The sequence below is a fragment of the Microbulbifer mixtoriginis (SeqCode) genome (assembly GCF_052466715.1).
Genome location: NZ_CP174288.1, coordinates 897,661 through 921,915 on the forward strand (window position 1 = coordinate 897,661; position 24,255 = coordinate 921,915).

At 42.4% G+C, this 24,255-nt stretch carries 19 protein-coding genes; 10 read left to right on the forward strand and 9 right to left on the reverse strand.

Annotation, left to right across the window (positions count from 1 at the left end; all coding sequences use genetic code 11):
- Positions 1 to 2 precede the first annotated feature (2 nt).
- Positions 3 to 1,004: an AraC family transcriptional regulator ligand-binding domain-containing protein gene (locus ACJJH9_RS03985; RefSeq protein ID WP_444924391.1), complete on the reverse strand. Its 1,002-nt coding sequence runs from the start codon at positions 1,002 to 1,004 to the stop codon at positions 3 to 5.
- An 860-nt stretch (positions 1,005 to 1,864) separates the two neighbouring features.
- Between ACJJH9_RS03985 and ACJJH9_RS03990 the strand changes: the two genes are divergently transcribed.
- Together ACJJH9_RS03990 and ACJJH9_RS03995 are read left to right on the forward strand one after the other, a co-directional pair.
- Positions 1,865 to 5,170 carry a DUF5060 domain-containing protein gene (locus ACJJH9_RS03990; protein ID WP_444924392.1) on the forward strand — a complete coding sequence of 1,102 codons (3,306 nt, stop codon included), beginning with the start codon at positions 1,865 to 1,867 and terminating at the stop codon, positions 5,168 to 5,170.
- A gap of 155 nt (positions 5,171 to 5,325) precedes the next feature.
- A complete protein-coding gene (locus ACJJH9_RS03995; protein WP_444924393.1) occupies positions 5,326 to 6,330 on the forward strand; it encodes a hypothetical protein in 1,005 nt (334 codons plus the stop codon).
- A gap of 626 nt (positions 6,331 to 6,956) precedes the next feature.
- Here the strand turns inward: ACJJH9_RS03995 and ACJJH9_RS04000 are convergent.
- Positions 6,957 to 7,217 (reverse strand): hypothetical protein, encoded by a 261-nt coding sequence (locus tag ACJJH9_RS04000; RefSeq protein WP_444924394.1) that lies wholly within the window; start codon positions 7,215 to 7,217, stop codon positions 6,957 to 6,959.
- Positions 7,183 to 8,241, reverse strand: a complete 1,059-nt coding sequence (locus ACJJH9_RS04005; RefSeq protein WP_444924395.1) for a CAP domain-containing protein — start codon at positions 8,239 to 8,241, stop codon at positions 7,183 to 7,185. The genes ACJJH9_RS04000 and ACJJH9_RS04005 overlap by 35 nt, the downstream gene beginning before the upstream one ends.
- 793 nt (positions 8,242 to 9,034) lie before the next feature.
- Between ACJJH9_RS04005 and ACJJH9_RS04010 the strand changes: the two genes are divergently transcribed.
- Complete coding sequence (locus tag ACJJH9_RS04010; protein ID WP_444924396.1) at positions 9,035 to 9,841, forward strand: hypothetical protein; 807 nt, start codon at positions 9,035 to 9,037, stop codon at positions 9,839 to 9,841.
- Positions 9,842 to 9,861: 20 nt separating this feature from the next.
- Entirely contained in the window at positions 9,862 to 10,758 is an 897-nt protein-coding gene (locus ACJJH9_RS04015) for a fatty acid desaturase family protein (RefSeq protein ID WP_444924397.1), read from the forward strand.
- Positions 10,759 to 10,798: 40 nt separating this feature from the next.
- Here the strand turns inward: ACJJH9_RS04015 and ACJJH9_RS04020 are convergent, their stop codons facing one another.
- A complete protein-coding gene (locus ACJJH9_RS04020; protein ID WP_444885796.1) occupies positions 10,799 to 11,701 on the reverse strand; it encodes a LysR family transcriptional regulator ArgP in 903 nt (300 codons plus the stop codon).
- Positions 11,702 to 11,820: 119 nt separating this feature from the next.
- Between ACJJH9_RS04020 and ACJJH9_RS04025 the strand changes: the two genes are divergently transcribed.
- The gene (locus tag ACJJH9_RS04025; RefSeq protein ID WP_444908945.1) at positions 11,821 to 12,441 is read left to right on the forward strand and encodes a LysE/ArgO family amino acid transporter; all 621 of its coding nucleotides are present in this window, start codon (positions 11,821 to 11,823) and stop codon (positions 12,439 to 12,441) included.
- Between the two features lie 142 nt (positions 12,442 to 12,583).
- Here ACJJH9_RS04025 and ACJJH9_RS04030 read toward each other — a convergent pair whose 3' ends face one another.
- Together ACJJH9_RS04030 and ACJJH9_RS04035 are read right to left on the reverse strand one after the other, a co-directional pair.
- A complete protein-coding gene (locus ACJJH9_RS04030; RefSeq protein WP_444924398.1) occupies positions 12,584 to 13,675 on the reverse strand; it encodes an acyltransferase family protein in 1,092 nt (363 codons plus the stop codon).
- 312 nt (positions 13,676 to 13,987) lie between these two features.
- Positions 13,988 to 14,872 carry a DUF4396 domain-containing protein gene (locus ACJJH9_RS04035; protein WP_444924399.1) on the reverse strand — a complete coding sequence of 295 codons (885 nt, stop codon included), beginning with the start codon at positions 14,870 to 14,872 and terminating at the stop codon, positions 13,988 to 13,990.
- Between the two features lie 489 nt (positions 14,873 to 15,361).
- Here ACJJH9_RS04035 and ACJJH9_RS04040 point away from each other — a divergent pair, with 489 nt between their 5' ends.
- Positions 15,362 to 16,012: a class I SAM-dependent methyltransferase gene (locus tag ACJJH9_RS04040; RefSeq protein WP_444924400.1), complete on the forward strand. Its 651-nt coding sequence runs from the start codon at positions 15,362 to 15,364 to the stop codon at positions 16,010 to 16,012.
- Positions 16,013 to 16,219: 207 nt separating this feature from the next.
- On the opposite strand, the gene ACJJH9_RS04045 is transcribed toward ACJJH9_RS04040, so the two are convergent.
- The gene (locus ACJJH9_RS04045; RefSeq protein WP_444924401.1) at positions 16,220 to 17,245 is read right to left on the reverse strand and encodes a patatin-like phospholipase family protein; all 1,026 of its coding nucleotides are present in this window, start codon (positions 17,243 to 17,245) and stop codon (positions 16,220 to 16,222) included.
- Between the two features lie 461 nt (positions 17,246 to 17,706).
- On the opposite strand from ACJJH9_RS04045, the gene ACJJH9_RS04050 reads away from it, so the two are divergent.
- Positions 17,707 to 19,653 carry an aconitate hydratase gene (locus ACJJH9_RS04050; RefSeq protein WP_444924402.1) on the forward strand — a complete coding sequence of 649 codons (1,947 nt, stop codon included), beginning with the start codon at positions 17,707 to 17,709 and terminating at the stop codon, positions 19,651 to 19,653.
- 72 nt (positions 19,654 to 19,725) lie between these two features.
- Here the strand turns inward: ACJJH9_RS04050 and ACJJH9_RS04055 are convergent, their stop codons facing one another.
- The gene (locus ACJJH9_RS04055; protein WP_444924403.1) at positions 19,726 to 20,670 is read right to left on the reverse strand and encodes an alpha/beta fold hydrolase; all 945 of its coding nucleotides are present in this window, start codon (positions 20,668 to 20,670) and stop codon (positions 19,726 to 19,728) included.
- Positions 20,671 to 20,846: 176 nt separating this feature from the next.
- Here ACJJH9_RS04055 and ACJJH9_RS04060 point away from each other — a divergent pair, with 176 nt between their 5' ends.
- Entirely contained in the window at positions 20,847 to 21,566 is a 720-nt protein-coding gene (locus ACJJH9_RS04060; RefSeq protein ID WP_444924404.1) for a helix-turn-helix transcriptional regulator, read from the forward strand.
- Between the two features lie 868 nt (positions 21,567 to 22,434).
- On the opposite strand, the gene ACJJH9_RS04065 is transcribed toward ACJJH9_RS04060, so the two are convergent.
- Positions 22,435 to 22,908, reverse strand: coding sequence for a LabA-like NYN domain-containing protein (locus tag ACJJH9_RS04065; RefSeq protein ID WP_444898857.1), 474 nt, complete (start codon positions 22,906 to 22,908; stop codon positions 22,435 to 22,437).
- A 760-nt stretch (positions 22,909 to 23,668) separates the two neighbouring features.
- Between ACJJH9_RS04065 and ACJJH9_RS04070 the strand changes: the two genes are divergently transcribed.
- Positions 23,669 to 23,803 carry a hypothetical protein gene (locus ACJJH9_RS04070; protein ID WP_444924405.1) on the forward strand — a complete coding sequence of 45 codons (135 nt, stop codon included), beginning with the start codon at positions 23,669 to 23,671 and terminating at the stop codon, positions 23,801 to 23,803.
- 43 nt (positions 23,804 to 23,846) lie between these two features.
- Positions 23,847 to 24,104 (forward strand): hypothetical protein, encoded by a 258-nt coding sequence (locus ACJJH9_RS04075; protein WP_444885786.1) that lies wholly within the window; start codon positions 23,847 to 23,849, stop codon positions 24,102 to 24,104.
- The last annotated feature ends 151 nt before the right edge of the window (positions 24,105 to 24,255 follow it).

Genomic DNA, 24,255 nt, shown 5'->3' on the forward strand with positions numbered 1-24,255 from the left:
GCTCAAATGTTTTTCCAGCGTTTGTAGGATTCTTCGTACGCTATAATTGTGGAGAACCCTAATTCTTTTGCGACTTGTAACTTGTCCATGGACTGGATGTCCAGTGAATTCAGTTTTTCTCTCCGGGCTAAATCCAATAAACGTCTAAAAGATGTATTTTGTGCATTTAGGCGAATCTGTAAGGAACGCTTATTAATTTGCAGTATGTCTGCCAAGAAATCCAGGTTGGCTGCACCCTCTGATAAATAATCTTTGATAATATCTTTACATCGATTGGGTAATGATTCATCTGACTTCATCTTCTGGAGCTGCTTCTTTGCGGTTAGCTTATTAAAGTCAAGGGAGGATTTTCCTGGGCTACATAGTTGTTTATCAAGAATGGAGTTATCAAAGCTAATGCAATTTTTTTGATGTCCAAACTCAATGGGAATATTAATTAAGGAGGAGGCATTATTCATTAATTCGGAATTATGATGAGCAAAGTGAATAACCGGATGGCAGCTTTCATAATCGACAACAATATCTGAAATTAGCTTAAAGATGACTCCAATATTCAATTCAACTTGTTGTGTAGTGAGAGGCGAAAAGCTAGGAATTAAAATATCAAAGCTGGAGCGTTCATTCCCCTCACTGAATAACCCTTGATAGCCTTGCGTGCCCAGTTGTTGGAATTGCGTACCGAGGCTAACAAGATGTCTGACAGTAGGGCAAGCCATTAGGACATGAGCAAATGCTTGAATGCTGGAAATTGACACATCTAGACCAGTACGAAACGCTATGGTGTTATCACTGAAGTAGTCGGATACCTCTTGAAGTGCTTGTCCAGTCAGCCTTACTGGTACACGATGTTGTAGGTTTTGAAACTGAGAGTAATGATCACCATATATATTCTTTAACTTATCTTTTGGAAACCCCAGGTGTTGCCAGTATAGTACGTGACGATAAGTGGAAGTTGCCAAGCCTGTTGGCTCAGAAGCATAAAGTTCCTGGTTATTGGTAGTCATACTGATTTTTTTTGTACTGCTAATAATCTATGAAATTGGTCGCCAAATGACAAATAAATTATTTTAGTGAATTTCTTAAGTTAATGTATAAAGCAACGCCATTATAGTATGAGTTTAACACTTAAAGTGTGATTTTGAACCAGTTTTTTTGACTGGCGATTTGGATTTGGTGAGATTAAATACCTCCAGTACTTACAAGGTATAATTTTTACTACGCTGGCGGTAACGCTTCCAGTTTTAGCTAATCCTTGCGGAGCAGTTGGTGTTCCAATTTGTCTAGTCCGCGGAGATATAAATTAAAAATGGTTTAATATATATCAGGATTGAAAATAAAAGCGCTATCGTAATATCGCACGAAAGCTTTTAATATGATCTGAAGCTATAAAATATCGGGTTAAGTAATCTCTTCTATCGTAATAGATAGCTTTCTCGCAGGTGTATATTTTGAGTGAGGTATAGCATCGTCCAGGTTTCCCGCTCCGTCGAATAATTTCTTAGCACTGTTCATCTTTTTCTCACTATTTTATTTTGTTGGAGCCAATGGTTCTTTTGGTTCTATTCGGAATCTTTTTGTCGGTTTGTTGGTTAGCTTAAGGATTTGATAAGGGTAATTCTAATGCTATTAAAGTGAAGGTAGATCAAAACCTTCTTGTTTGAGAAAAATGAAAAAAAATAGTTTTTTTCGCCAATCTATAAGCTGTGGAACTAGTCCTGATTGCATGTGACTGAATTCACGGTAGGTATGTATCTGAGCGATTTAGTATCTGGCCAGTGCTGCATGCTGTAGCCAATTTCTATATGCCCATTAAATCCTGTAATTAGTAAATAATTGTTTACTTCTAAAGTAGAGAAAACTGGAAATGAATAACAGTAGCTTGCCTTTGGCACTTCTGATTACCGCCACATTGGCTGGTTGTGGTGGCGACTCGTCATCTGGGGAATCTGATAATGAGAGCCCGCCTCCTTCGACAGGTTCTGATATAACGGACCCTGGGAATGGATTAGCAATATCGTCTTTCACTCTGGTCAATTCACAGGGCAACTCGGATATTTTTTCACTTACCGATGGTGCAGAGATATATCTAAGCCAGGTTGGAAGCCAGTTAAATATTAGGGCAAATAGTGATCAGGCAGAGAGTGTAATATTTGAGTTGGCAGGGGCTCAGACGCACAATATGACTGAAAATGTCTCGCCCTATGCTCTATTTGGTGATGATCAGGGTGATTTTAATCATTGGACCCCCGCAGTTGGAACTTACACCCTTACCGCAACACCTTATTCTCTGGATGATGGGGCAGGCACTGCCGGAACCAGTGCCTCAATTACATTTACTGTAAAGCAGAATGATGGAACCGATCCTACAGATCCAGACCCAGATCCAACAGATCCTCCGGGTCCAGTTGACCCGGATGATATCGGCCATAGTGAACATTGTACTGTTTCCGGTACGCTGGAAAAGTGGCACCGTATAACGATCACTTGTGATGATTTGTATGCATCAGAAAATGATGATGCTACGTTTACCGATTATCGATATAACGTGATATTTACACAAGGTGACTTGTCTTACACAGTGCCTGGACATTTCGCCGCTGATGGCAATTCAGCAAATACAGGTGCAACTGAAGGAACTAAGTGGCGTGCCTACTTTTCACCGCCAACTTCAGGTAAATGGTTCTTCGATATATCTATGAGACAAGGAAGCCAGGTTGCGGTTGATCTAGATACAAATGCAGGTAATGCTATTTCATTTGATGGTGAAAGTGGTTATTTCCCAGTATTACAATCCACAGCACCTGAGCTTGATATGAGGAGTAAGGGATTACTGGTACATAAAAAAGGAACCCGCTACTTGCAGCATCTGGGGGATAAGTCGGTATATATAGAAGGTGGAATGGATAGCCCTGAAAATATTTTTGGTTATTCAGGCTTTGATAATACAGAAAAACACTATAACGTAAATTCCTGCAAAGGCATATTACACAGTTTTGAGCCCCACCTTGGTGATTGGAATAATGGAGACCCTACCTGGAAAGATGGTAAAGGAAAAAGCCTTATTGGTTTAGTGAACTATATAGCTGAAAAAAATGTCAACGCAATTTATATCATGGCAAACACCGAGAGTGGTGATGGTTGCGATGCCCATCCTTGGACGGTATATGATGGTAACCATCGGGCTTTTGATGTCAGCAAATTAGACCAGTGGGAAGTCGCAATGGATCACATGACCAGTAAAGGCATGCTGATTCACTTTATGACCCAGGAAACAGAGAATAATAAAGTTCTCAATAACGGTAATTTAGGGCTTGAACGTAAACTATATTACCGGGAGATGATTTCCCGCTTTGGACATCACCCGGCGCTACAATGGAATATGGGTGAGGAGAGCACTCTTAGCCAAGAGCAACACAAGGCAATCGCTAAATATTTAAAGGATGTAGACCCCTACGATCATCCCACCCTGCTCCATACGTATGGTGGCCAATGGGATCAGCACTATCGGCCATTGTTGGGAAATAGTCATTTTAATGGACCGAGTATTCAAATTGATAATATTCCTAGCGATGCGAACCATCGCAATGCCCCTTATCAGATGAGTAGAAAGTGGCTGACTGAATCCCAGAATAATAACCATCTTTGGTATGTTACTTTCACTGAAGCTTCCGGCGGGCAAGCGCCTGTGCCCCATTCTGAGGTTACCCAAGTTCAGAGGGTCAACTGGATGTGGGGCAGTGTTATGGGAGGTGGTGCAGGATTTGAGTGGTATTTAAAAAATCCTAATTCCGGCCACGCGTATGACTTAGCGGTAGAGAACTTAAGGGAGTTTGACAACCATTGGGAGCAAACTGGTCACTTTGTTAAATTCTTTAACGATATTTTGCAAAATCAACTTGAAGTTAATCTACACAGTTTGAATGTGGATAATGAAGTAACTTCAACCAATAACGATTGGGTGCTTTCAGATAGCGGTAATGTTTATCTAGTTTACTTGCGTGAAGGTGGCACAACGAATATAGAGATTCCAAATGAGGATACCTATAAGGTTTACTGGTTCAATCCAAGAAGCGGCCAGTTGACAACGGGTAATCAACTTGACGGAATAGGTACTCATAGTATTGGCACTGCCCCAACAGAAGCTAATCAGGACTGGGCAGTAGTCATCAAAGCGGAAGGTATAAATAGCAATGTTCACCCAGATATTGTAAAAGTTCTACCAATTAACCCTAATGATGTTTTACTCGAACCTCAAACTAATTGGATGGATAGTTATTCTATTGGGGATCAATGTTTTTGTGAGTCAACTTTTGACCACAATATTGCCGATATTATGGTTTCGACCGACCATGGAACAATAACGGTTAAAGAAGCTTGTGACCTAATTGGCCCGGGCCCAGGATCGGCTGGCCGTCCCAAATACAATGATATTCAGTGTGGTAACGGCCCGGCAAATGATGCCGGTGATGAAAACTACTGTCCCGGCCGTGTGGATATAGGTAAAGAAGGATGTGGTCATATCGGTCCGATTTGGAATTTTGATAAGTTAAATCCAGATCAACCTGAAGGTGACTACACGGAACAAAACGGCCTGGTAATTATGGAGGCTGAAAATACCTACTCAAATCTAGGTGAGTGGATCAAGAAAAATGATATTGGCGGCCATACAGGGAGCAGTTATCTTGAGTTTAATGGTAATACGCCACTAAACGGCCCACCTAAATCTCCCTTGGAGTACACTTTCAATATAACAAGAAGTGGTTTGTACTATTTGCATCTGCACGCTGCGAAAGAAAACTTGGTGTATGAGGGTGAGTTTCGTACAGACCTAGCAAATGACGCTTACTTTCGACTTGAAGGAAATTATGAGGCGGGACCTAATGCTGGGAATAGTCATGGTAAAGATGCTCCTCTGGAACTATTAAAAAAAGATACAAAGTTCTTTGGTGGAGAACATAATAAATTCATCTGGGAATCTGGCAATAAATTTGATCCTGGTGGTCATGATAATAAACGTGTCGCCGTTTATAAGCTAAAAGCAGGCGAATCGTATAAGCTGGTGATGTCAGGCCGTTCACAGAAATTTAAGGTAGATAGAATAGTTTTCCGGCATATTGATGTTTCTAAATCTGATGCCGAGAATATAAATAATCCAGAAACCGTTGAGTAGTAACTGCCTCAGTGAGAGCCATGGATGGCTCTTTCGCTTGGAGTAGAATAGTTTTCAATTGCGGTCTACTTCATTGCTAAAGGCAGTAATTAGGGCTATATGAGGTTTGGCTCCCCATGGATCATTAGATTGTTAAAGTACACTATTGGTGAATAATGAAATTTCAAATAATAAAAAAATTATTTTGGCTGTCGATTGCTTTTAATTCTGCCCAGGTTCAAGCTTTCGAGCCAAAGTCGGATTTTTCGGTGAATTTGGAGCGGGTTCGGTATTGCCAGGAATTTTGGTGCCTCAAACAAGACACCCTATCTGAGTATCGAGCCTGGGAGATAGAGGGCGTTAGTAATAGCCGTCAGCTTCATACTCAGATTGCTAGAGTGCAAAACCCAGCACGCGATGATGTAAAAAACTTAGTATTTATTGCTGCAGGACAACAGCCACCAGGAAATGGTGCAGAAAGTTCTGTGACAGGCCAGATGTCTGGCTATAAAAAAGACTGTGGAGTACTAAAGATATCTTGCTCTCGCAGTATAGATGGACGTTCACTTGCTCGACAGTTGCTAGATTCAGAGCATTTTCCAACAGATGAGACCTTCTTGGCGATTGCTTTTGATACACAATTTAACCAGATGATTAGTGGTAATGAGAAGTCTCGTATAGAAAAGGCATACCTCAGTTGGCTAAAGTCAAAGGCTTATGCCTCCAACCTAGAGACTATTTACTTGGCGGGTTCTTCTCGTGGTGGTTGTCTCGTTATGAGATTGGCGAAAGCTATGCGAGCTGATCCCGATTTTCGCAATATACGAACTGTTGTACACAGTTTTGATGGTGTTTGTAAATGGACCCAAAATGAGTTGGGAGTAACTTCTTCATTCCATCGTAACCCCATGAATTCTAGTTACTTAAGCTATTACACTGATCTCAATACACAATTTCCTTACAAAGATAATTTATATCTTAGGCAGTTGACTGGTGGGGCTGAGGTCATTGAATTATCTGGGGTTCACTCTTTTGCTTATACAGCTCAAGATACTGACCTAGGGTGGTATTCACAGAGATGGGTAAATTTGGATCATACGAGTATCGGTCGAGATATGAGTCAGGATGTGAGGAATCAAACAATAGTACCTTTCTTACAGCACTTAGATGACGTGCTTTAGTTTATTTTATCCTCTTATCTTAAAGTGTTAGTAGGCGCTAAACCCCTGCCATGATAACTACATTGAGGTAGTTATCATGGAGGCTACCTTCTTATCTAAGGGACCTCAATAATTTGAATCAAATCCAATAGTATTCGGTTGTCAGTCAAGGCTATGATAGATCATGCATCAAGTCACCTTTGCCGAAGCAGGATACCGTTTGAAGCACCCTAAAACCCGCCTGGAAAATTCCTTTCTCAAATGGATGACCTGCTCCCTTGGCACAGGCTGGAAGCCCATATAGCTCCCCCTTACCCATCGGGTAAGGAATACTACCGTACTTTTCAGAGCCCCTTTAGAGCCGCCATAAAGAGTTCTGACTATGGAAAAGCTAAAACTATGGTCCTCTATGACAGATAAAATAGTTATTAGTAGTTAGAGATCGGTGAGTTAATAAGTCATATCATCAAGGTACGCATTGAGCCAATTTATATTGGCTGCAATTTTTATTACGAAGAACAACTCTTGAGACTCTTACTAGGGCCTGCCTACACTCATTATTCTATCTACGATAATTGAAGTAGGTAGACCCTAATAACCTTCTTGGTCCCTTGATTCATCAAGTGCTATATTAGGACCTTGTAAACTTAATCAATAATTATATCCAGAAATGCTGGCTGACTTCTTTGATCAGCATGATCCACAGCAATTATTTTATATCTATAATTTTTTTCCTGACCTAAATCAGAGTCACTGTAGGTCAAGTGGCGAGTTTTACCTACAAACTCCTCATCGCGGAAAATCTTATAGTGATGTGTGCCACCATTTTTAATGGCTTCATTCCATGTTAATATTACTTTTCCTTCAGAGTATTTATATTTGAACCCTGTTACCTGGGGGGGGAACACCCTCATTATCGTAAAAGCTACAAGGTACTATATCTCTGCCCAAGCCATCGGTACACTGATCTACATTCTTGTTTCTTTTTTCTGAGGCATTCCAATCTTTGGCTATCCCTCCTGTACACATGTTATCAACACAGTAGGGAAGGTCGTAGTTTTGGCACGTTCTACAGGTTTCATATCCCCAGCCGTTGGTGAAAGGAATACGTCGGCTCTTATCTAATGAGGGGAAGTAATTACATACCACCACATGTGCGCCATCGTTATAGGCAGGGTTACTAGAGCCAATAATGCTATCGCATTCCGCTACAGCACAGCCAACATAACGGGTTTCTCCATGGCATACCTGGGCCCAATGGCCACATGTTTCCGCATGACAGAATTCATTATCCCAGTCATACCCATAGCTTTCATCATACCAAGATTTAACTGAGCCGGCCCAGGTCTCGGCAGCATACTGCGATGCCGGTGGATTAAAAATATTAATTGAAACATTTTCTCCGATTTCAATACTACCAGCGGGCAATACAAAAGATACTTCACCTTTAACTTTTTCAAATGCCTCTCTAATACCGGTTGCCTCATTTAAGTGACCAAAATAGCAGGCTGATGCTCTTTCTTTGGCCATTTTTGCCAAAGCATCATCCCAAAAAAGGGTCTGCATATTACCGGCAGATTCTGGGCCGTTACCTTCTCCAGATTCACCCTTCGCGCATCTCTCCCGGTACTCATTATGAGTGTCTAACATGATACGTTTTTGTTCCAAAGAGAGTTCAAAGGAACCATCTTCACCGGGACCGGGACCGGGATCGGGATCGGGATCAGGGTCGGGATCGGGATCAGGGTCGGGATCGGGATCAGGGTCGGGATCAGGGTCGGGATCAGGACTGGGATTTTGGTTCATCCCTCCATCATCACTAACCTCAGGAGTGCCTTTATTGTCATTGTCGGAACCACCCCCGCCACCTGAACAGGCAGCCAGGAGGGCGGATAAACAGATAGCTGTTATTAGTTTGAAGGAATCATTCATATCAGACCCACTTTACACGTTGTACTTTTATAAAATCGAGCGAATTATAGAGAGGCATTTCCGTTATTCTGTGAAGCGTGACATGTATTTTATTGCAATATGATTGATGGTTTATGGACTGTTGAGAAGGTAAATTAATTAGTGAAAAATTTATTTATTTTTCGTTTTTTAATCTTGATGCTTGATTTTTTGTAATAGTGGAAAGTGAAGCAGCATGATATTTATTGAATGGTGCTCTAGAGTAAACTTACTTTAAGTAGCCCGGATTTCTCTTGAGGCTGTTGGGCCGGAATCTCAAGGTGAGTTGTAGCTGCGATTAAAACAAATATGGACTAATAGCGATCACTCAGTAAAAGTTTCAGTCGGTTTTCAATGAAAGTTGCTCCAGATCTTCTGTAGGTTAATTTTAACCTTGCCATTTTTGGAGGTGCTAATTTATTGGTCAATATATTTTATTTGGTTGGTCGTTTATATGGGTGGCCTCTTTTTGTGTACATTAGATCAACAATTAAAGGAGTTTAGTAGTGGTAAGCGATTTGTATAGTGCTTGTCTAAGTAGGGTGTGGGGAAATGTGTCATCCTATGGGTATGTTTAGGGTGTTTTATTAATCGCAATGCTATTAGGTGGCAATAAGTGAGAGTGCGATCTGAATACCTGTAGTAATCTCCAGGTAATGTTTATGTTGATTTAAATGACTTTTTCTAAAATCAAAATTACAAAGTGTTGTGTGTTGGGTCTGGTTCTGTAATATTACACAAAAGGTATCTCAAGACTAATGACGTAATATTCACTATGTATCAGTTTACCTATGAGCCTACCCCCAAAAATATTCTATTGGATTTGATGGGTGTTAATAAGCGACATGAACTGGCAACCAATCAGCTGGGTTTTATATCTGATGCATTTGATGTTTCCACAAATAATTTACGGGTGACACTTAATAGATTGGTGGGCACCGGCCTGATCACTCAAAATCGGCGTGGTATCTACAGTTTGACAGAAAAAGCACTGTCCAAACGCGCTTTTATAAACCGTTGGAAAAACAAAACCTTTCTATACGATAACTGGGATTTTAGGTGGATAGCCTGCCACTTACCTAAAAGAGCAGCACGTGCAGTTCGTAAGAAATCATTAATGGTACTTGAGTGGTATGGATTTGCCGAAGGTCTGGATCACCTGCTGGTGCGACCCAATAATCTCACACTGAGTCATGCAAAAATAACCGACATGCTGATTACACTAGGTCTCGAAACCAATGCGCACTGCTTTGTCTTGCAGGATGTATCGGACACACTGGTTAATCAATGGGGAGACGATTTGTGGGATATTGAACGTTTAGATCGAGAGTATGATGCCTTGATAGATGCTCTTGAGAGCAGTCTTACAAACCTGGCATCAAAGCCTGCCAAAGCTTCGTTATCTGAAACATGCCGCTTGGGTGGCGAGGCTATCCATCGTTTAGCGACTGACCCTTTACTACCAAAAGTAATCAGGCCACAAAATAAATACCAGGAACTTAAAAGTATTGTACGTAAGTATGACCGTACAGGTCGCAATATTTGGTTGGAACAATTGCAGCAGTTAGGCGTTGACACATAATCACAAAATGGTGACTTGCAATGAATATCCCCCTTAGTAAAGAAGAGGTTAAGCCGTTCCTACAGCGCAGTGATGCCAAGGCCTGGTGGATAGTGGTCAGTACTTGGCTCGGTATTATGGGAATTTTTACCATAGCAGCGTTATTGCCACACTGGGCAATTTATATTGTTGCAGTATTTTTACTTGCTGGACGGCAGCAGGCCCTGGCAGCCATTATGCACGAAACTGGTCATAAAACACTTTTCGCAACTCGAGCCTATAACAATTTTGTTTGTAAGTGGTTGTCTTCACCGTTTTTGTTAATGGATGGAGAAACCTATATAAAAAGTCATATGATGCATCACCGCAAAGCCGGTACAGATCAAGATCCAGACCTACAAAACTATAAGGATTATCCTGTCAGTAAAAAGAGTTTGGTTAGGAAGTTTTCCAGAGATTTTTTGGGGTTAACTGGTTTAAAAGCGAATTTATATTTATTTTTGAGTGGGCGAGACTTACTAAGCCGTAAAAAGCGAGTGAATTTTCAGTTAACCCGAGGTTTATTCGTTAATAGTGTAATGTTTGCCATACTGTGGGCTTTTGGTGTCCCGCAGTTATATCTATTGTGGATTGTGGCTTATCTTACTGTGTATATGGCTATTATTCGGATGCGTCAGATCGCCGAACACGCTGGGGTCAAAGATCTTTACCACTTGGAACCAAAATACAATACGCGTTCGGTGCCTAGGGGTATTTTAGGGCTTCTGTTTGTCAGTCCCACAGAAGGTTTGAGTTACCACTGTGAACACCATGCCTTCATGGCGGTGCCCACATATAACCTCAGGGCGTTGCATAAGTTGCTAAAGGATCGTGGTTATTACGATGATGTTGAGCTGGCTAGTAACTACTTCGGTGTTTTGAAACAGGTAGTGAGATGAGGCGTAGCTGAGGTCAAGTATTTATTTGCACCAGTGCTGCTTACTGGTGCAATGCTTTATGGGCATACTCAGCCAAAGTATGCGTGATTTCTTTAATTAACTTGGATTTCAAATTCCAAACATGCCAGTACAAGGGGATTTTCAGATGCTGATCTGGAGTCAGCTTGATCAGTTTCTCTTGTCTTAACAAATCCTCCACTTGTATATCTGGTGCCATTCCCCAGCCCAAGCCCAATGTTAGAAAATTGAGGAATCCCTTAGAGGAGGGGATTTCGTGAGACGGGTATTGGCCGGCCTCTATTCCCCAAAACTGCTTTAAGTATCGGCTTTGCAGCTGGTCCTTATAGTTGAATTCAACTGCAGGGGCATAGCGAAATTCATCCACATCGACTGGGTCCGAGAAGTAGTGTGCCTTAAAAGCCGGAGTGCATACCGGGTAGTAAGCCATGTGTCCCAATAGAATGGACTGGCAGCCCTGTAGGTTACTGGTTACCGAACTAATACAGCCAATGACTTCTCCGTTCTTGAGCAACTCTAAGGTGGCTTCCTGGTCATCGACCTTCAAGTCAACAAGTAGGTGATGGGAACGAATGATGGGGGTAACGGCTTTAAGGAACCAAGTATCCAGGCTGTCCGAGTTAAGAGCGATACGCACCTTATTTTGGTTGCTATAACGGGTTTTGCTGCCCTCCGGGTCTATGTCTGCTAGCAGCTCGTGTTGCAAAAGGTGCATCTGTTGGAAATAACCCAGCACTTTAAGACCGGCCTCAGTAGGGCGCAGTGGTGTTGATCGGATGAGTAGGGCCTGCCCGACTTGTCCCTCAAGCGCTTTGATTCGCTGAGATACTGCAGATTGACTGACGTGAAGCAAAGCGGCGGCCTTGTCAAAACTCTGCTCCTCTACCACGAAAGCAAAGGCCTGAAGCTGTTTGAGATCTAACATAAGATATTCTTATGAGGTATCAATATAATTAAATTTACTTATTCTAGCTCGCCTCTTAATCTCCCGCCACTTTCCGACCCGCACACCGCGGGCAGACCCCAATGACCATAGGAGGCAACGTGATTTCGGGTTTGCTGCTAGCCCCTCTGACTAAGGGCTTTATCACTACTATCAGCTTGATCATGGCAATTGGCGCGCAGAATGCTTATCTATTGACGCAGAGTATTCGCCGTCAGTATCACTACAGTATCGCTGCGTTGTGTGTTCTGATGGATATTGTCCTGATCACCAGTGGTGTCTACCTGGTATCACACTTGGCCCAAGCAGAAGGAAACTGGATGGTCTGGTTGACCTGGTTGGGCGTGGCCTTCCTGATTGGCTATGGTGCTATGGCGTTTCGTTCAGCTTTTACCAATAAGGGGCTAGAGGATAAGAAAGAGTGGGTTAAATCCAGGCGCTCTGCCCTGATTACCGCTGTGGCGCTTACCCTGTTAAACCCCCATGCCTATGTGGATACGGTTGTCCTGATTGGCTCGGTCGGTGCCCAGTACGCAGGGGAAGGTACTTTATTCTTTGTGATTGGTGCCTGCAGTGCTTCGGTACTTTGGTTCGCGCTGCTATCGGTTGGTGGCAGTATGATGCAGCCGCTGTTTAAGAACCCAAAAACCTGGCGAGTACTGGATGTATTGGTGGGTATTATGATGTGGTCGATTGCTGCCAGCCTTCTCTGGGCACAGTAGTAAGTTCACTTAATAAGGAGTGGTGGCAGGTAAATTTTATTGGCTCACTGCTCTGATGCATACATGCCTGGGTAAAACACGTTTATCCAGGCATTTCTCAATACCCTCAAGTTAAAAAACACTAACTGGTGGCAGCTTCCTCTTAGGCAATGGCCATCTCTTTATTTTCTGTGTTTCTGCTTAAGTGGCGACCCATATTGATAGCCGGCTTCTCAATCAGCTTGTACACCAAAGTTCCCAGGGCAATACTTACAAGAGTCGTGGCCAACATATAGACCTCTACAGAATAAGCAGAAAATGACTGTGCCCACGACTGCTGTATGGTCCAATTCAGCCCACGCATCACAATGGGGTGGAATAGATAAACGGAATAACTGATGGTTCCCAATGCTACCAGACTGCGCCATGGCCTAAAGGGTACTAGCAGAACTACAAAGAAAATAGCCAAAGCAATGAGATGCGGTAGGGCAAAGCGCAAAGGATCTTCGGTGACCGGTTTACCGAGGAAATAAAGAAACAAAACCATCAGCGGAATAGAGAAGGTGCCTGCTACTGCGAGAATGGCATACCAGTAGTTTTTCTTACGCACATAACTATGTCGGATCAAGGTTCCGCAGAACATAATGGCGATACAGAAAGGAATATAAGTAATGGTGGGAGCCATCTCTGGCAGCTTAATGGGTAATTGTTCTAATAATTGCCAACCTATAAATAGGGACAACCCTCCCCAACAGAAGAGTAGTAGGACCCGAGGGTTAGCAAGTTGCCGTTTGGCAAAAATCAATGCACATAAGCAGTAAAAAATTAATTCAACTGTCAAGGTCCAGTAAAGCCCTTGCACATTATCAAACCCCATTAACCCCTGTAGCATAGTTGTGTTTGCGGCAATAGTGGCTGCAGGATACATCCAGTCGCTGATAAGCCAAGTTAGGCCAAGTGCCATAAATAGCGATGTCCAGTAGGCTGGATACAGGCGGAAGAAACGACGAATGGCAAAGTTCTTTAAAGAGCTTTGAGCACTAGAGAGGCTAAAAGGAATAACAAAGCCCGAAATTAAAAAGAAACAGATTACTCCTATTCGGCCAAAATCTAGTTGGTTCACAAACTCAGCCAGCTCGGTGCCATGTTGGGCGATACTGGAATTACGAATAAAAACTTCACTACTGTGTTGCCAAACAACAAGAATTGCTGCAAGCCCCCGCAGTGCATCAAGATTAAGTAAACGGCTATTCATAGATTTGCTGTATTCCTTTAATCAGCAGAGGAAAACCCATAGGTTTTAGAATTTATTTCGCTGCTACGGGCAAGTTTGAAATGCTATAAATAGCATTTAAGGCGAGCCGTAATTAAGTACAATGATAAGCCTTTACAAGGCAATTTATACTTAAAATCAGGTCAAGGAAATGAGCCTTATTGCTTAAAGCGAACGGTTCTTAGCTTCCAGAGGACACTGATGAATGAGCAGAATCCTACCATTAATCCTCGAATCAGAGGATAATTCAATCTTACTTGCTGATCTTTTCGAGACTGATTATTAAATAAACAGTCAAAACTTCAACGGCACAAACTGATTAGTCACTAGTATCGCAAATAAGAGAAACAGAAAAGTTCCCACTACCCAAAAACTGGATGCAATAAAAGGCAATGTTTGCATTGTCATGGTATGCCCCTCATGTTCGGATTGTGAATCATGGGTGGATGAAGGGATTGGCTGGCTATTCTTGATATCAGGATCAGTTTCCGGTGAACAGAACCCTAGACAGGGCGCAGGGCCATCCAGTCCTGGTAGGGTCATGCATCCGTGTTTTAGGTGGTTTTTTACCAGCCAGTAGTTGATGGGATAAGCGATAAAGCCACCGACAATGCTTGCAAGGCTCATTCGAAACCAAAATGTGGCATTGGTGGGATCTTCCGATTCTGGCCATAGTGAAGCCAGTATCACCATGGTAGGAATCATTCCCCCCATTACCATATTCATAGAAACCGTTTCAGCAAAAAATGTCTTGCGCACCGCTTTCAAATAGTTGCCCTGGTACATACCCAGCATCATCAACGCCTGAAAAATGAACAGCCCGCAAATGAAGCCAGCAATATACTCAATGGTGGCATCCCAGCCATTGGTGAGTCCAAAGAAGGGTACAATGGATGCGGCAATAACAATACCGGTGGCATCACCGGCCAGGCAGTGCATCTCACTATTGACACTCTGTTTCCAAGTGGCGCGCGTAAATGCATCGTGGCCACCGGGAAAGGGGCGCCGGCAAGTCAGTAAATACAGAATCAACCCAACAACACCTGTATATACAACAACCAGTATCCACGCCATGCGCTGTACCCAGCTGGTCGGTGCGTTGGTGATAGAATCCCAAACGACAAAGACCACACTTATAGCCGCGAAAATAAACCAGACAAGCATAGCGCCATTTAGCATGCTAGATTCTCTTTAAGGATTATGCCGGTATCTAGTAGTTTAATTGATAGGGGCTGGTTTTTGAGAATCCGAATGAGCATTAGCTGCTATCTACCCACCGCTACATAGTTGTATATGTACGTACTTTTGCTGAGCTATGGCGTATGCAGGAGTAATACCTTTAGTCTTTATTTTAATCGACATTTAAAATTTCCTGATGATCCCGCTTAACGTTATATATTGAAATTGCTTAGGGTAATCTATCTTGCACTCTAGGGTTTTCTATAAAAGTATTTGGTTGTTTTGGGTGTATTTTGCTAAATTTAATGATGAGCTTTATAAGCTAAGTAGTAAAAGATAGTAATTTATTTGTGGCGGCTAAACACTAAGGCAAAACCACCTCGAGAGGACTATTTTTAATCTCTGAATGAATGTCAATTTGTAAGTATCATAAATAATATATTTTGGATATTAATATACATTTTATGATGAATACTAAATGGAGATACAATGTCTAAAAATCCTCAACTAGTTGCCGAACAACTAAGGAAGCCATCTGGCGCCTTAGCTTCAGATACTGCACTGCAGATGAATAAGGCTAATAAAGCAACGAACCTGGCCGCACTAGAATTACTTCGTGTGGTGGATCATGACCATATTCTTGAGATTGGGCCTGGCAATGGTAAATTTGCAGTCGATGTACTTCGAAAGGGTTCCAGCATTCGCTATACCGGAATTGATTGGTCTAGTGAAATGGTTTCGAGCGCGAAAACTCTCAACTCTAAACACATTGAATCGGGACAGATGGACTTTAAAGTTGGAACATCGGAGAGATTACCGTTTGCTGACAGTCAATTCGAGAAGGCGATTACTGTCCACACTATCTACTTTTGGGAATCTATCAAAACGCATTTGTCTGAAATACGCAGAGTATTGGTGCCTGAAGGAAAGTTTTGCTTAGCTTTTGGTGATAAGTCCTTTATGCAGAATTTATCATTTACATCGTTTGGGTTTCAGCTTTTTGATGAAAGCGATATTCGAACTCAATTAATTGAAACTGGCTTTAGGGTTCTATGCTGTGAAAGGCATATTGAATATGGAGAGAGTAATACCGGAGATCGAGTAGAAAAGTTAATAAACATTGTTTTATGTGAGGCCTGAACAAAGGATCATATGAGCTTAACAAGCTTAGTGTTGCTACCGATTGTTTCTGGTATTATTTCAATTAAAAATACCGTATGAAAGCTCAAGAACAGATATGGTTTGAGTATTGGTAAACTCTATAGAAAGTTTTTAATGTGTGGTCTCTGTTTGGCGAGATGCTTGAATGATTAATTGTTAATATAGCTAATTTGGTATTGATAGGTATCAGTATCTTTGCACATATTGATGGTTATCTTGTGTATTTGTCAGTGTCCGAGCAATGTCATCTAATAACTTATCATAGTACTTTGCATTTCTTTCACCAGACTTCTTCAGTTTTTTCAAATTTTTGGGAGATGCATCATCTAATGCAGAATTCGCATCATAGAGATCTGGCTGAATTCGGTAGTACTTTGTGTTTTCTACGGTTGATGAAATTTGTTTCAGGTAATAATGGGTCATTTGAGCTCCGCCACTTAATGCAATATCTATAGCTGGCCTTGCCCAGTTGAAAATACCCCAATTTTTCGTTTCTTTGTATTTGTAACTTGTTAGCTGCTTACCAGTACCAAGAGACACAATAATCATATCCTTGATCCCACTCACACCGCTAAACTTAATGGCTTCTGAGTAAGCACATAAAGCGGGGTCACTGGCAACCATACCACCGTCTACCAGGATATATTTTTTGTTAATTGGCGATAGTGAGTAAATACGTGCGGGTTCAAAGTAGGTTGGTGCGGCGGTGCTGCCTCGTAGTAAATCTCTAACTAGAAAGTCTTCATTTCTCACTAATGCGCAGTGTTGCCTAAAGATAACTTGCTCGCGCTTTTTAATGTCATAGGAAATAAAACAGGTGGGTTTTAATAGTTCACTAAGCTTTGTTTTCCCAAAATATTTCTTCAATATCTTTTCTAGTTCATGTGTAGAGTATTTTTCTTCCTTGAGTAGTCTCAGCTTGTCCAGGTAAGGCCAGATTCCACCATTAAATACCTTGTCTCCTTCTTTAAAATAAATATTAACGGCTTCCTGGGCTGAAAATTTTGGCCTTCCCTCTTCATTAGGGAAAATATAGGCCGCGCCTAATACGGCGCCAGTGCTTGTTCCTGCAATGAGGTCAAAAAAATCTCCTATTCTGGCGTCGGGGTTGCCTGATTGCACTTTTAGCTTATGTTCAAGAGAGACCAATATTTCACCGGACAGTATACCTCTTATTCCCCCTCCATCAATAGATAGGATTCGGATCGCCACTGTTAACTCTCCCTGGATTCATTCATTGAGTGCAATTGTAGAAAGATAGCACTAGGCTCAATGGTTAATGCCTTCAATGTGAGCGGTGATTAATGCATGTAAAAATAAGTTTCTGGTATTAAAAAATACATGTTGAGCAGTACGGCCGTATTCATAAAATGAATAAGTTAATTTTAAAGAAAATTCACATAAGCACTGGGCGTGAGTTTTGTTGGGTTTGATCACTGGTTTGTCAAAAGGAAAAAGAGAAGGCCATTTTTAATGGCATATTGAGGCTAGCGTGTTTTCGAATTGTCTAGGATCTTAGGTTGTCGGCCCGGCGCTTAATTAATCATGCCAATACAGAAGGGCACTTAGACACACATAGTAACTATCTTGACCCGGACTACAATGAATCAGGTTCAAGAGGCGCCGAAAGTGGAGCTTCTCAGATTAAGGAAATTTGCTCAAGAGTACCCATTATGGCTATGAACCTCGCACAGAAACTGATTAAGAGTCATCTCGTGAGCGGTTCATTGGAACCCGGTAGCCCAATAGAGATAAAGATTGACCAGACACTGGCTCAGGATGGTACCGGCACTCTGGTGATGTTAGAGCTAGAGGCGCTTGGTTTATCACAAATCAAAACTGAGCTTTCCGCCCAGTATGTAGACCACAACCTTCTACAGACGGACTTCAAAAATGCGGATGATCACTTGTTCCTGCAAAGCGCCTGTCGCAAGTTTGGACTTTGGTTTTCACGTCCTGGAAACGGTGTAAGCCACCCGGTACATATGGCTTGCTTTGATGTTCCCGGAAAGACGTTACTTGGCGCCGATAGCCATACCTGTGCAGCCGGCTCTATGGGTATGCTGGCCATTGGTGCTGGTGGTCTACAGGTGGCCATGGCTATAGCTGGCGTTCCCTTCGCGCTGAAAATGCCGAAAGTGCTCGGCGTAAAGCTTGAGGGTGAATTGCCGCCATGGGTCAGTGCCAAAGACATCATCCTGGAAATGTTGCGTCGGCAAACGGTCAAAGGGTGTGTGAATAAAATTGTCGAGTACCACGGCCCAGGCCTCACCAATCTTACTGCTATGGACCGCCATGTAATCGCCAATATGGGGCAGGAGATGGGTACCACGGCCAGTGTCTTTCCTGCCGATCACGCTGTGAAGGCCTTCCTCAAGCAACAGCATCGGGAAAGCGATTATGTAGAAATGAAAGCCGATGAGGGTGCAAGCTATGACGAAGAGGACACCATTAATTTATCTGATCTTGAGCCGCTGATCGCCTGCCCATCCAGTCCAGACAAAGTGGTAACCGTACGTGAAGTGGCTGGTCGCCCTATTTACCAGAGCTATATTGGCTCTTCTGCTAACCCTGGGCTGAGGGATTTCGCCATACCAGCGCGTATTGTCGCAGGTCGTCGATTAGCCGACGATGTCTCTTTTGATATCAACCCAACCTCGCGCCAATTGCTAGAGGAGCTTAGCCGGAGTGGCGATCTCACAAAACTACTTGAAGTGGGTGCGCGCTTGCACCAAACAGGTTGTGGCGGTTGTATTGGTATGGGGCAGGCTCCGGCCACTGGCCGTATCAGCCTACGTACTGTGCCACGTAATTTCCCCGGTCGATCCGGCACAGCAGATGACCAAGTCTATTTATGCAGCCCTGAAACCGCCACTGCCAGTGCACTGAAGGGCGTGATCACCGATCCTCGTGATCTGGACATGGACTATCCCAGCTTTAGTGAGCCGGAATATCTGCCAGATATAAGACCTTTACTTCAGCCACCCCAAGAAATCCCTGTAGCCGTTGAGCTGATTAAAGGTCCGAATATCAAACCGTTGCCAAACTTTGAAAAGCTTCCAAACACCTTAACGGGTCCGCTATTACTGAAAGCGGGTGACAACGTTTCGACAGATGAAATACTGCCTGCTGGAGCGGAGATTTTACCTTTACGCTCAAATATCCCCGCCATTAGTCGCTATACATTTTCCCGTATTGATGAAAACTTTTACCAGCGGGCGATAAAATTGAATGGTGACTGTTTTGTTGTTGGTGGTGAAAATTATGGGCAAGGCTCCAGCCGTGAACATGCAGCGGTATCATCACGATTTCTTGGGGTAAGGTGCATAATTGCAAAAAGCATGGCTCGTATCCATCGCCGCAATCTCATTAACTTTGGTGTTCTGCCACTACTTTTTGAGAGCTTCGATGATTACGACCGACTGGAGCAGGATTCAATCCTTGAGATTGACAAGCCAATAGCACAACTGAAATCAAACAATTCTGTAAAGCTTTTGATTAAGTCATCCGGCGAGAGTATTAATCTGCGCAGTGACTTGTCAGCAGATGAAATCGAAGTGCTAGAGGCTGGTGGCATGATTAATCAAGTACGAGAAAAGTATCTGAGTAACGAGAAATAGTGGGTTTTAGTGTACCCGTAAATTACTCAAATGCTTTAATTAAATACTTTTTATATCGAATAGCCTTTTACGCTAAGTGGCATCCTGTTTTTCTAACCACTTTAGAATGATCTGATTTGTCTCTTCCGGTTTTTCCTGTTGAATCCAATGGCCGCAGTTGAGACTGACTATATCAACATTGGGAACGAACTCTTTTAAGTTTGGAGCCTTAGGGATCAAGTCTCGATCGCCGTAAATCATAAGTGCTGGCTTTTGGATGGTTGGCTCTACATCTGCAAAGATCTGCCAATTTCGGTCAAGGTTTCTATACCAATTAATACTGCTCATGAACCCTGTTTTCTCAAATGCGGAAACAAAAACTGCCAGTTCGCTATCACTCATTAAGGGCTCGCCAAGTGGCGCCTCTGCTTTGGCGAGATCGATCATCATCATTCCAGGCTCTGGTGGTGCTGGAGGTACGTTCTTGCGGAATATATTGCGAAGGAATTGTGAAGTATTTGCATCTAACACAGTGTCCGCGATGCCTGGCTGTCGGTTAAAGTGAACAATGTAGTAGTCGCTTCCTAGGAATTCCTCCATAAACTCGACCCAAGGCTTTTCTGTGCGAGCCTGGTAGGGTAGGGCCATATTTATAACTTTGTTGACCCGGTTTGGATGTAATAGCGCAAGCCCCCAAACTACCATTGCGCCCCAATCATGGCCGACAAAGGTGGCATCTTTGTATCCGTAGTGATCAAGAAGTGCGACGAGGTCACCCGACAAGTTTTCAATGCCATAGTCAGTTATATCGGCAGGACGGGATGAATTGCCATAACCACGCTGGTTTGGAACGATAACATGGTAGCCGGCTGCGGCAAGTACAGGCAGCTGGTGGCGCCAAGAATAGGCATGCTCTGGCCAGCCGTGACAAAGCACAATAGGTTTTCCCGTATTCTGTTGACCTGCTTCAAAGACTTCTAACTCAACACCGTTGACTGGAATAAGAGTGGGCTTGGGGAATTCGGTTAGATTAAACAATGTATTTCTCCTTTTTTGAGGCTCAACAATGCCTTATTTGCCGGACAGCCCCTTTTCTTCGACTTGGGGCTACGGATGTGCGTTGCAATTTCAGAACTCCTTTGCTGAAAAGAACAGACATAGGCTAAAATCAAATAGTGCCAAATAATGTCACCATTTAATAATATCCTTACAAAATGAGTGTTCGCCTTCGACAAGACGCCATCGTGCGCAGCCTTCGCCGAAATGGTACTTCTACGATTGCTGACTTAGCAAAAGAGGTCAGTGTATCCAGGCGTACAGTGTTGCGTGATATTAGCGCACTGCGCGATGAGGGCTTTGTTATCCATTCTGACCCTGGTCCTGGGGGCGGTCTGCAATTAGACCCGCAATCGGTCCAAACCACAGCGCGCCTCTCGGTTGCCGAGGTCTTTGCACTCCTTATCAGCGTTGCATCAATGCGTGCAGCCGGGAATTTACCTTTTTCGGGGCTTGCAGATACTGGGCTTGCCAAAATAGAGAAGGCTTTGCCACCGGACAAAGTACGTGATTTACGCCGGTTTTTAGACTGCTTATATATAGGTAAGCTTTCACCACACGTAGACGTATCAAATATTCAGGAAATGGAGCCCGCGTTGCTCCCCACTTTCGAGACAGCTTTTCTCCAACGGTTACAACTAAGCTTCCAATACCGTGATGCAAAGGGGTCTGTAACCAGTAGGGTTGTTGAACCTCAGGCGATGCTGATTTTACCACCTCTATGGTATTTGGTAGCTTGGGATCCCGCACGCAAAGACTTTCGTCATTTTCGAATGGACAGAATTAGTAACCCGGAATACCTTAAGGGCAAAACATTTCGACGGCGACATATTTTATTCGAAGATAGTGTTTCTCCAATTCAGGATTTATCTCGTTAATCTTTACGAGCTTACAAAGGCTAATATTTCGGTTTTTTTCGTTTTTAGAGTAAAATACTGTATTTATTCAGGCTTTTTAATAAGAGTTATGAGTGCGTCATTACGAAATAAGTCAACAATCCATACTAAGCCTTTAAAAGTTTCTGACTGTTTTCACTTAAGCTTATATCTTTCCCATTGATATAGTCTGAATAATCTTTACAAGGTTTGTGACATCATACTTCTATTGATCGTTCAAGTAATCGTATAGATATGATTATGTCAGTACGGAGATATATTCCTGTTCTATTTCTGTAACTCGTTATTGACGGCACACTCCTTTAGTCTCTATTACATACTGGGCAACTCTCAAGCTGTTTTTATAGGTTATACTTGCGACACAAACAGTATCACCTATGCTTAGGTTCAAATCACTAACTACCTGAATTACACTCCTATTATTCAGCTCTACATTATATGAATACTCTAGCGTCCCCTTTCTACCTGCACTAGAAAAACCATGGTGATATTTTGATGTAATTCTGCCGTTCTGTTCTATTATCTTTTCAGTATTACTCGCCAGGTTGATTACGTGTAGCAGAACTAATAAAAAAAAGAGAGTTATTAAAGCAAATCCTTTCCATTCATCATAATAAAACTTCAAAAGTTTGATTCTTCGCATTAGCTAGCCGTATAATTTTCGAAGTTTTTATTTGTTTAATTGAATTGTAGTCACAGAGAGTCAAGTGTATCGAGAATCAAACTTCCTGTATAAAACTTTCAAGTTAGCACCAGGCTCCTTTTTTGATGTTTGGCTTTGGAGTTTATGCTGGGTTCCTATAGATGCATATTAGCCTATAAAAGAGCCGTATACTTAGATAGATTGTTGTTAAAGTAAAAGCTTGTTATCAATTGGAATAAATTTACTTGCCGCGTTGAATAATGTGGCAGCGGTCAACTCTGGTACGCCATATACTTCAACCTTTTTGTCTCTATCTAATCTGAGCTTATGCACAAGAATATCAAAGTCACCATCACCTGAAACTAAAACTATAGTGTCTACTAAGCTTGAATATTCCATCGCATCTATCGTTATCCCCACATCCCAATCACCTTTGGCGGAACCATCGGACCGTTGAGTGAAGGGTTTTAGTTTCACCTCAAAACCGATAGATCTTAAGATATTTTGAAATTGATACTGTTTTCTATCGCCGCGGTCGATAGCATAGGCCACGGCTTTTACGACTTTTCTTCCATTAGTTGCTTCAGACCAAAACTTATTATAATCAAAGTTTCGTTTATGGATTTGCCTGCATGTGTAATAAACATTCTGCACGTCAACAAGAATGGCAACCTTTTCCATTTGATAATCCAATGATGTTAAAAACCTGATACTAAAAATAGCGATATTAAGTGTTATTACTTAAGCGGGTACTTTATGTTGCTCGCCTTTCAATTTCAAGTGAGAATTGTTAGTCAATACTAAATTTTGAATGCTCTGGATTATAAAAACAGGATATTAAAAATGACAGCATGTATTGGCAAAGTGATGGTATATAAATTCAATGCTGTGCAAACTGAACGATTGGAATGCCTTCTACCATTAGTGAATAATTTTGCTGATTGATCAATTTGGCGCTATCTACTCAACGATATAAACCAAGATAAGCTAGTGAGCGCTTAAATCGGTTATTCAGGTCGTATTTCAGAAAATCTGTTTCTCTTAATAAGTAGAGTAGCGTTGAATGGAGTTCAGTCTCCCTTGACTACTTGCAATTGGTACAGGGCTACCTTTCTGAACGACCAATTTTTAGTAATGTTATTTAGCGGTTTTTCGTCGTTTTGACAGATCCCAGTATATTCCGTAACTCATTTAGACCTCAAAAATCTTCAAGCCCCCACTTTGTAATAACAGATTGATTTTCAGCCTATTCAGGGCTCATTAAGGGTGTTGAGTTCATTGTGGGTTGACAAAGCAGGATCACCATATCTTATACTGTATGCATGTACAGTGGTTTGATAAGGGTAGTCATGGGAACCAGAAGCATCATTTTCGACGGAGAGCCTGTCCGGATTTGCCGGTATCGTTCGGATTATGACACCGAGCAATGTATGCTATCTGTATGCTGAATTATACGAAGTACGTGCGCAGCTTTTCAGTTTCTGTAGGTGTAAATCTGCGCAAGGAGTTGGATCTGACATTGACGCAGATACGGGAGGTCGAGCGCAGTATGGATTGGCTGGCAGCCCCTGCATAAGGATGTAAGGGCTTAAGCAGTTTTATCGAAAAGGAGATAGATCATGGGAAGAAAGATCAATCGATTCGCAATTTTTGCCGAACGAATTCATTTGATGAATGGCGGTGCAAAAAGTTTTAGGGATTCTGCACCCACAGAAGAAGCCGCCATGGATCTGGCAGAAGAAATTGCTAAGTCTGAAAAAGCGGTGTTTTATTCTTGGCTGCAAATTCTCGATATTATGACTGGTAACTATACCGAGTATTCAATCAAGACCGGTGGGGTGTTGGAGGAAAGAGAGTGTCCGGATAGTAAAAACTGAATAGCTAATTAATGACACCCTCTGGTTTCAGTCAAGTTCGATAAAAGTGAAGAGGGCATCATAGAAGAAGGTATCATAGAAGGGAGCCTAAACCGTTGCGAGAGTGGCCAGGAAACCCCCTTTCCTGAAAGGTTGTTTTACTGCCAAAAGG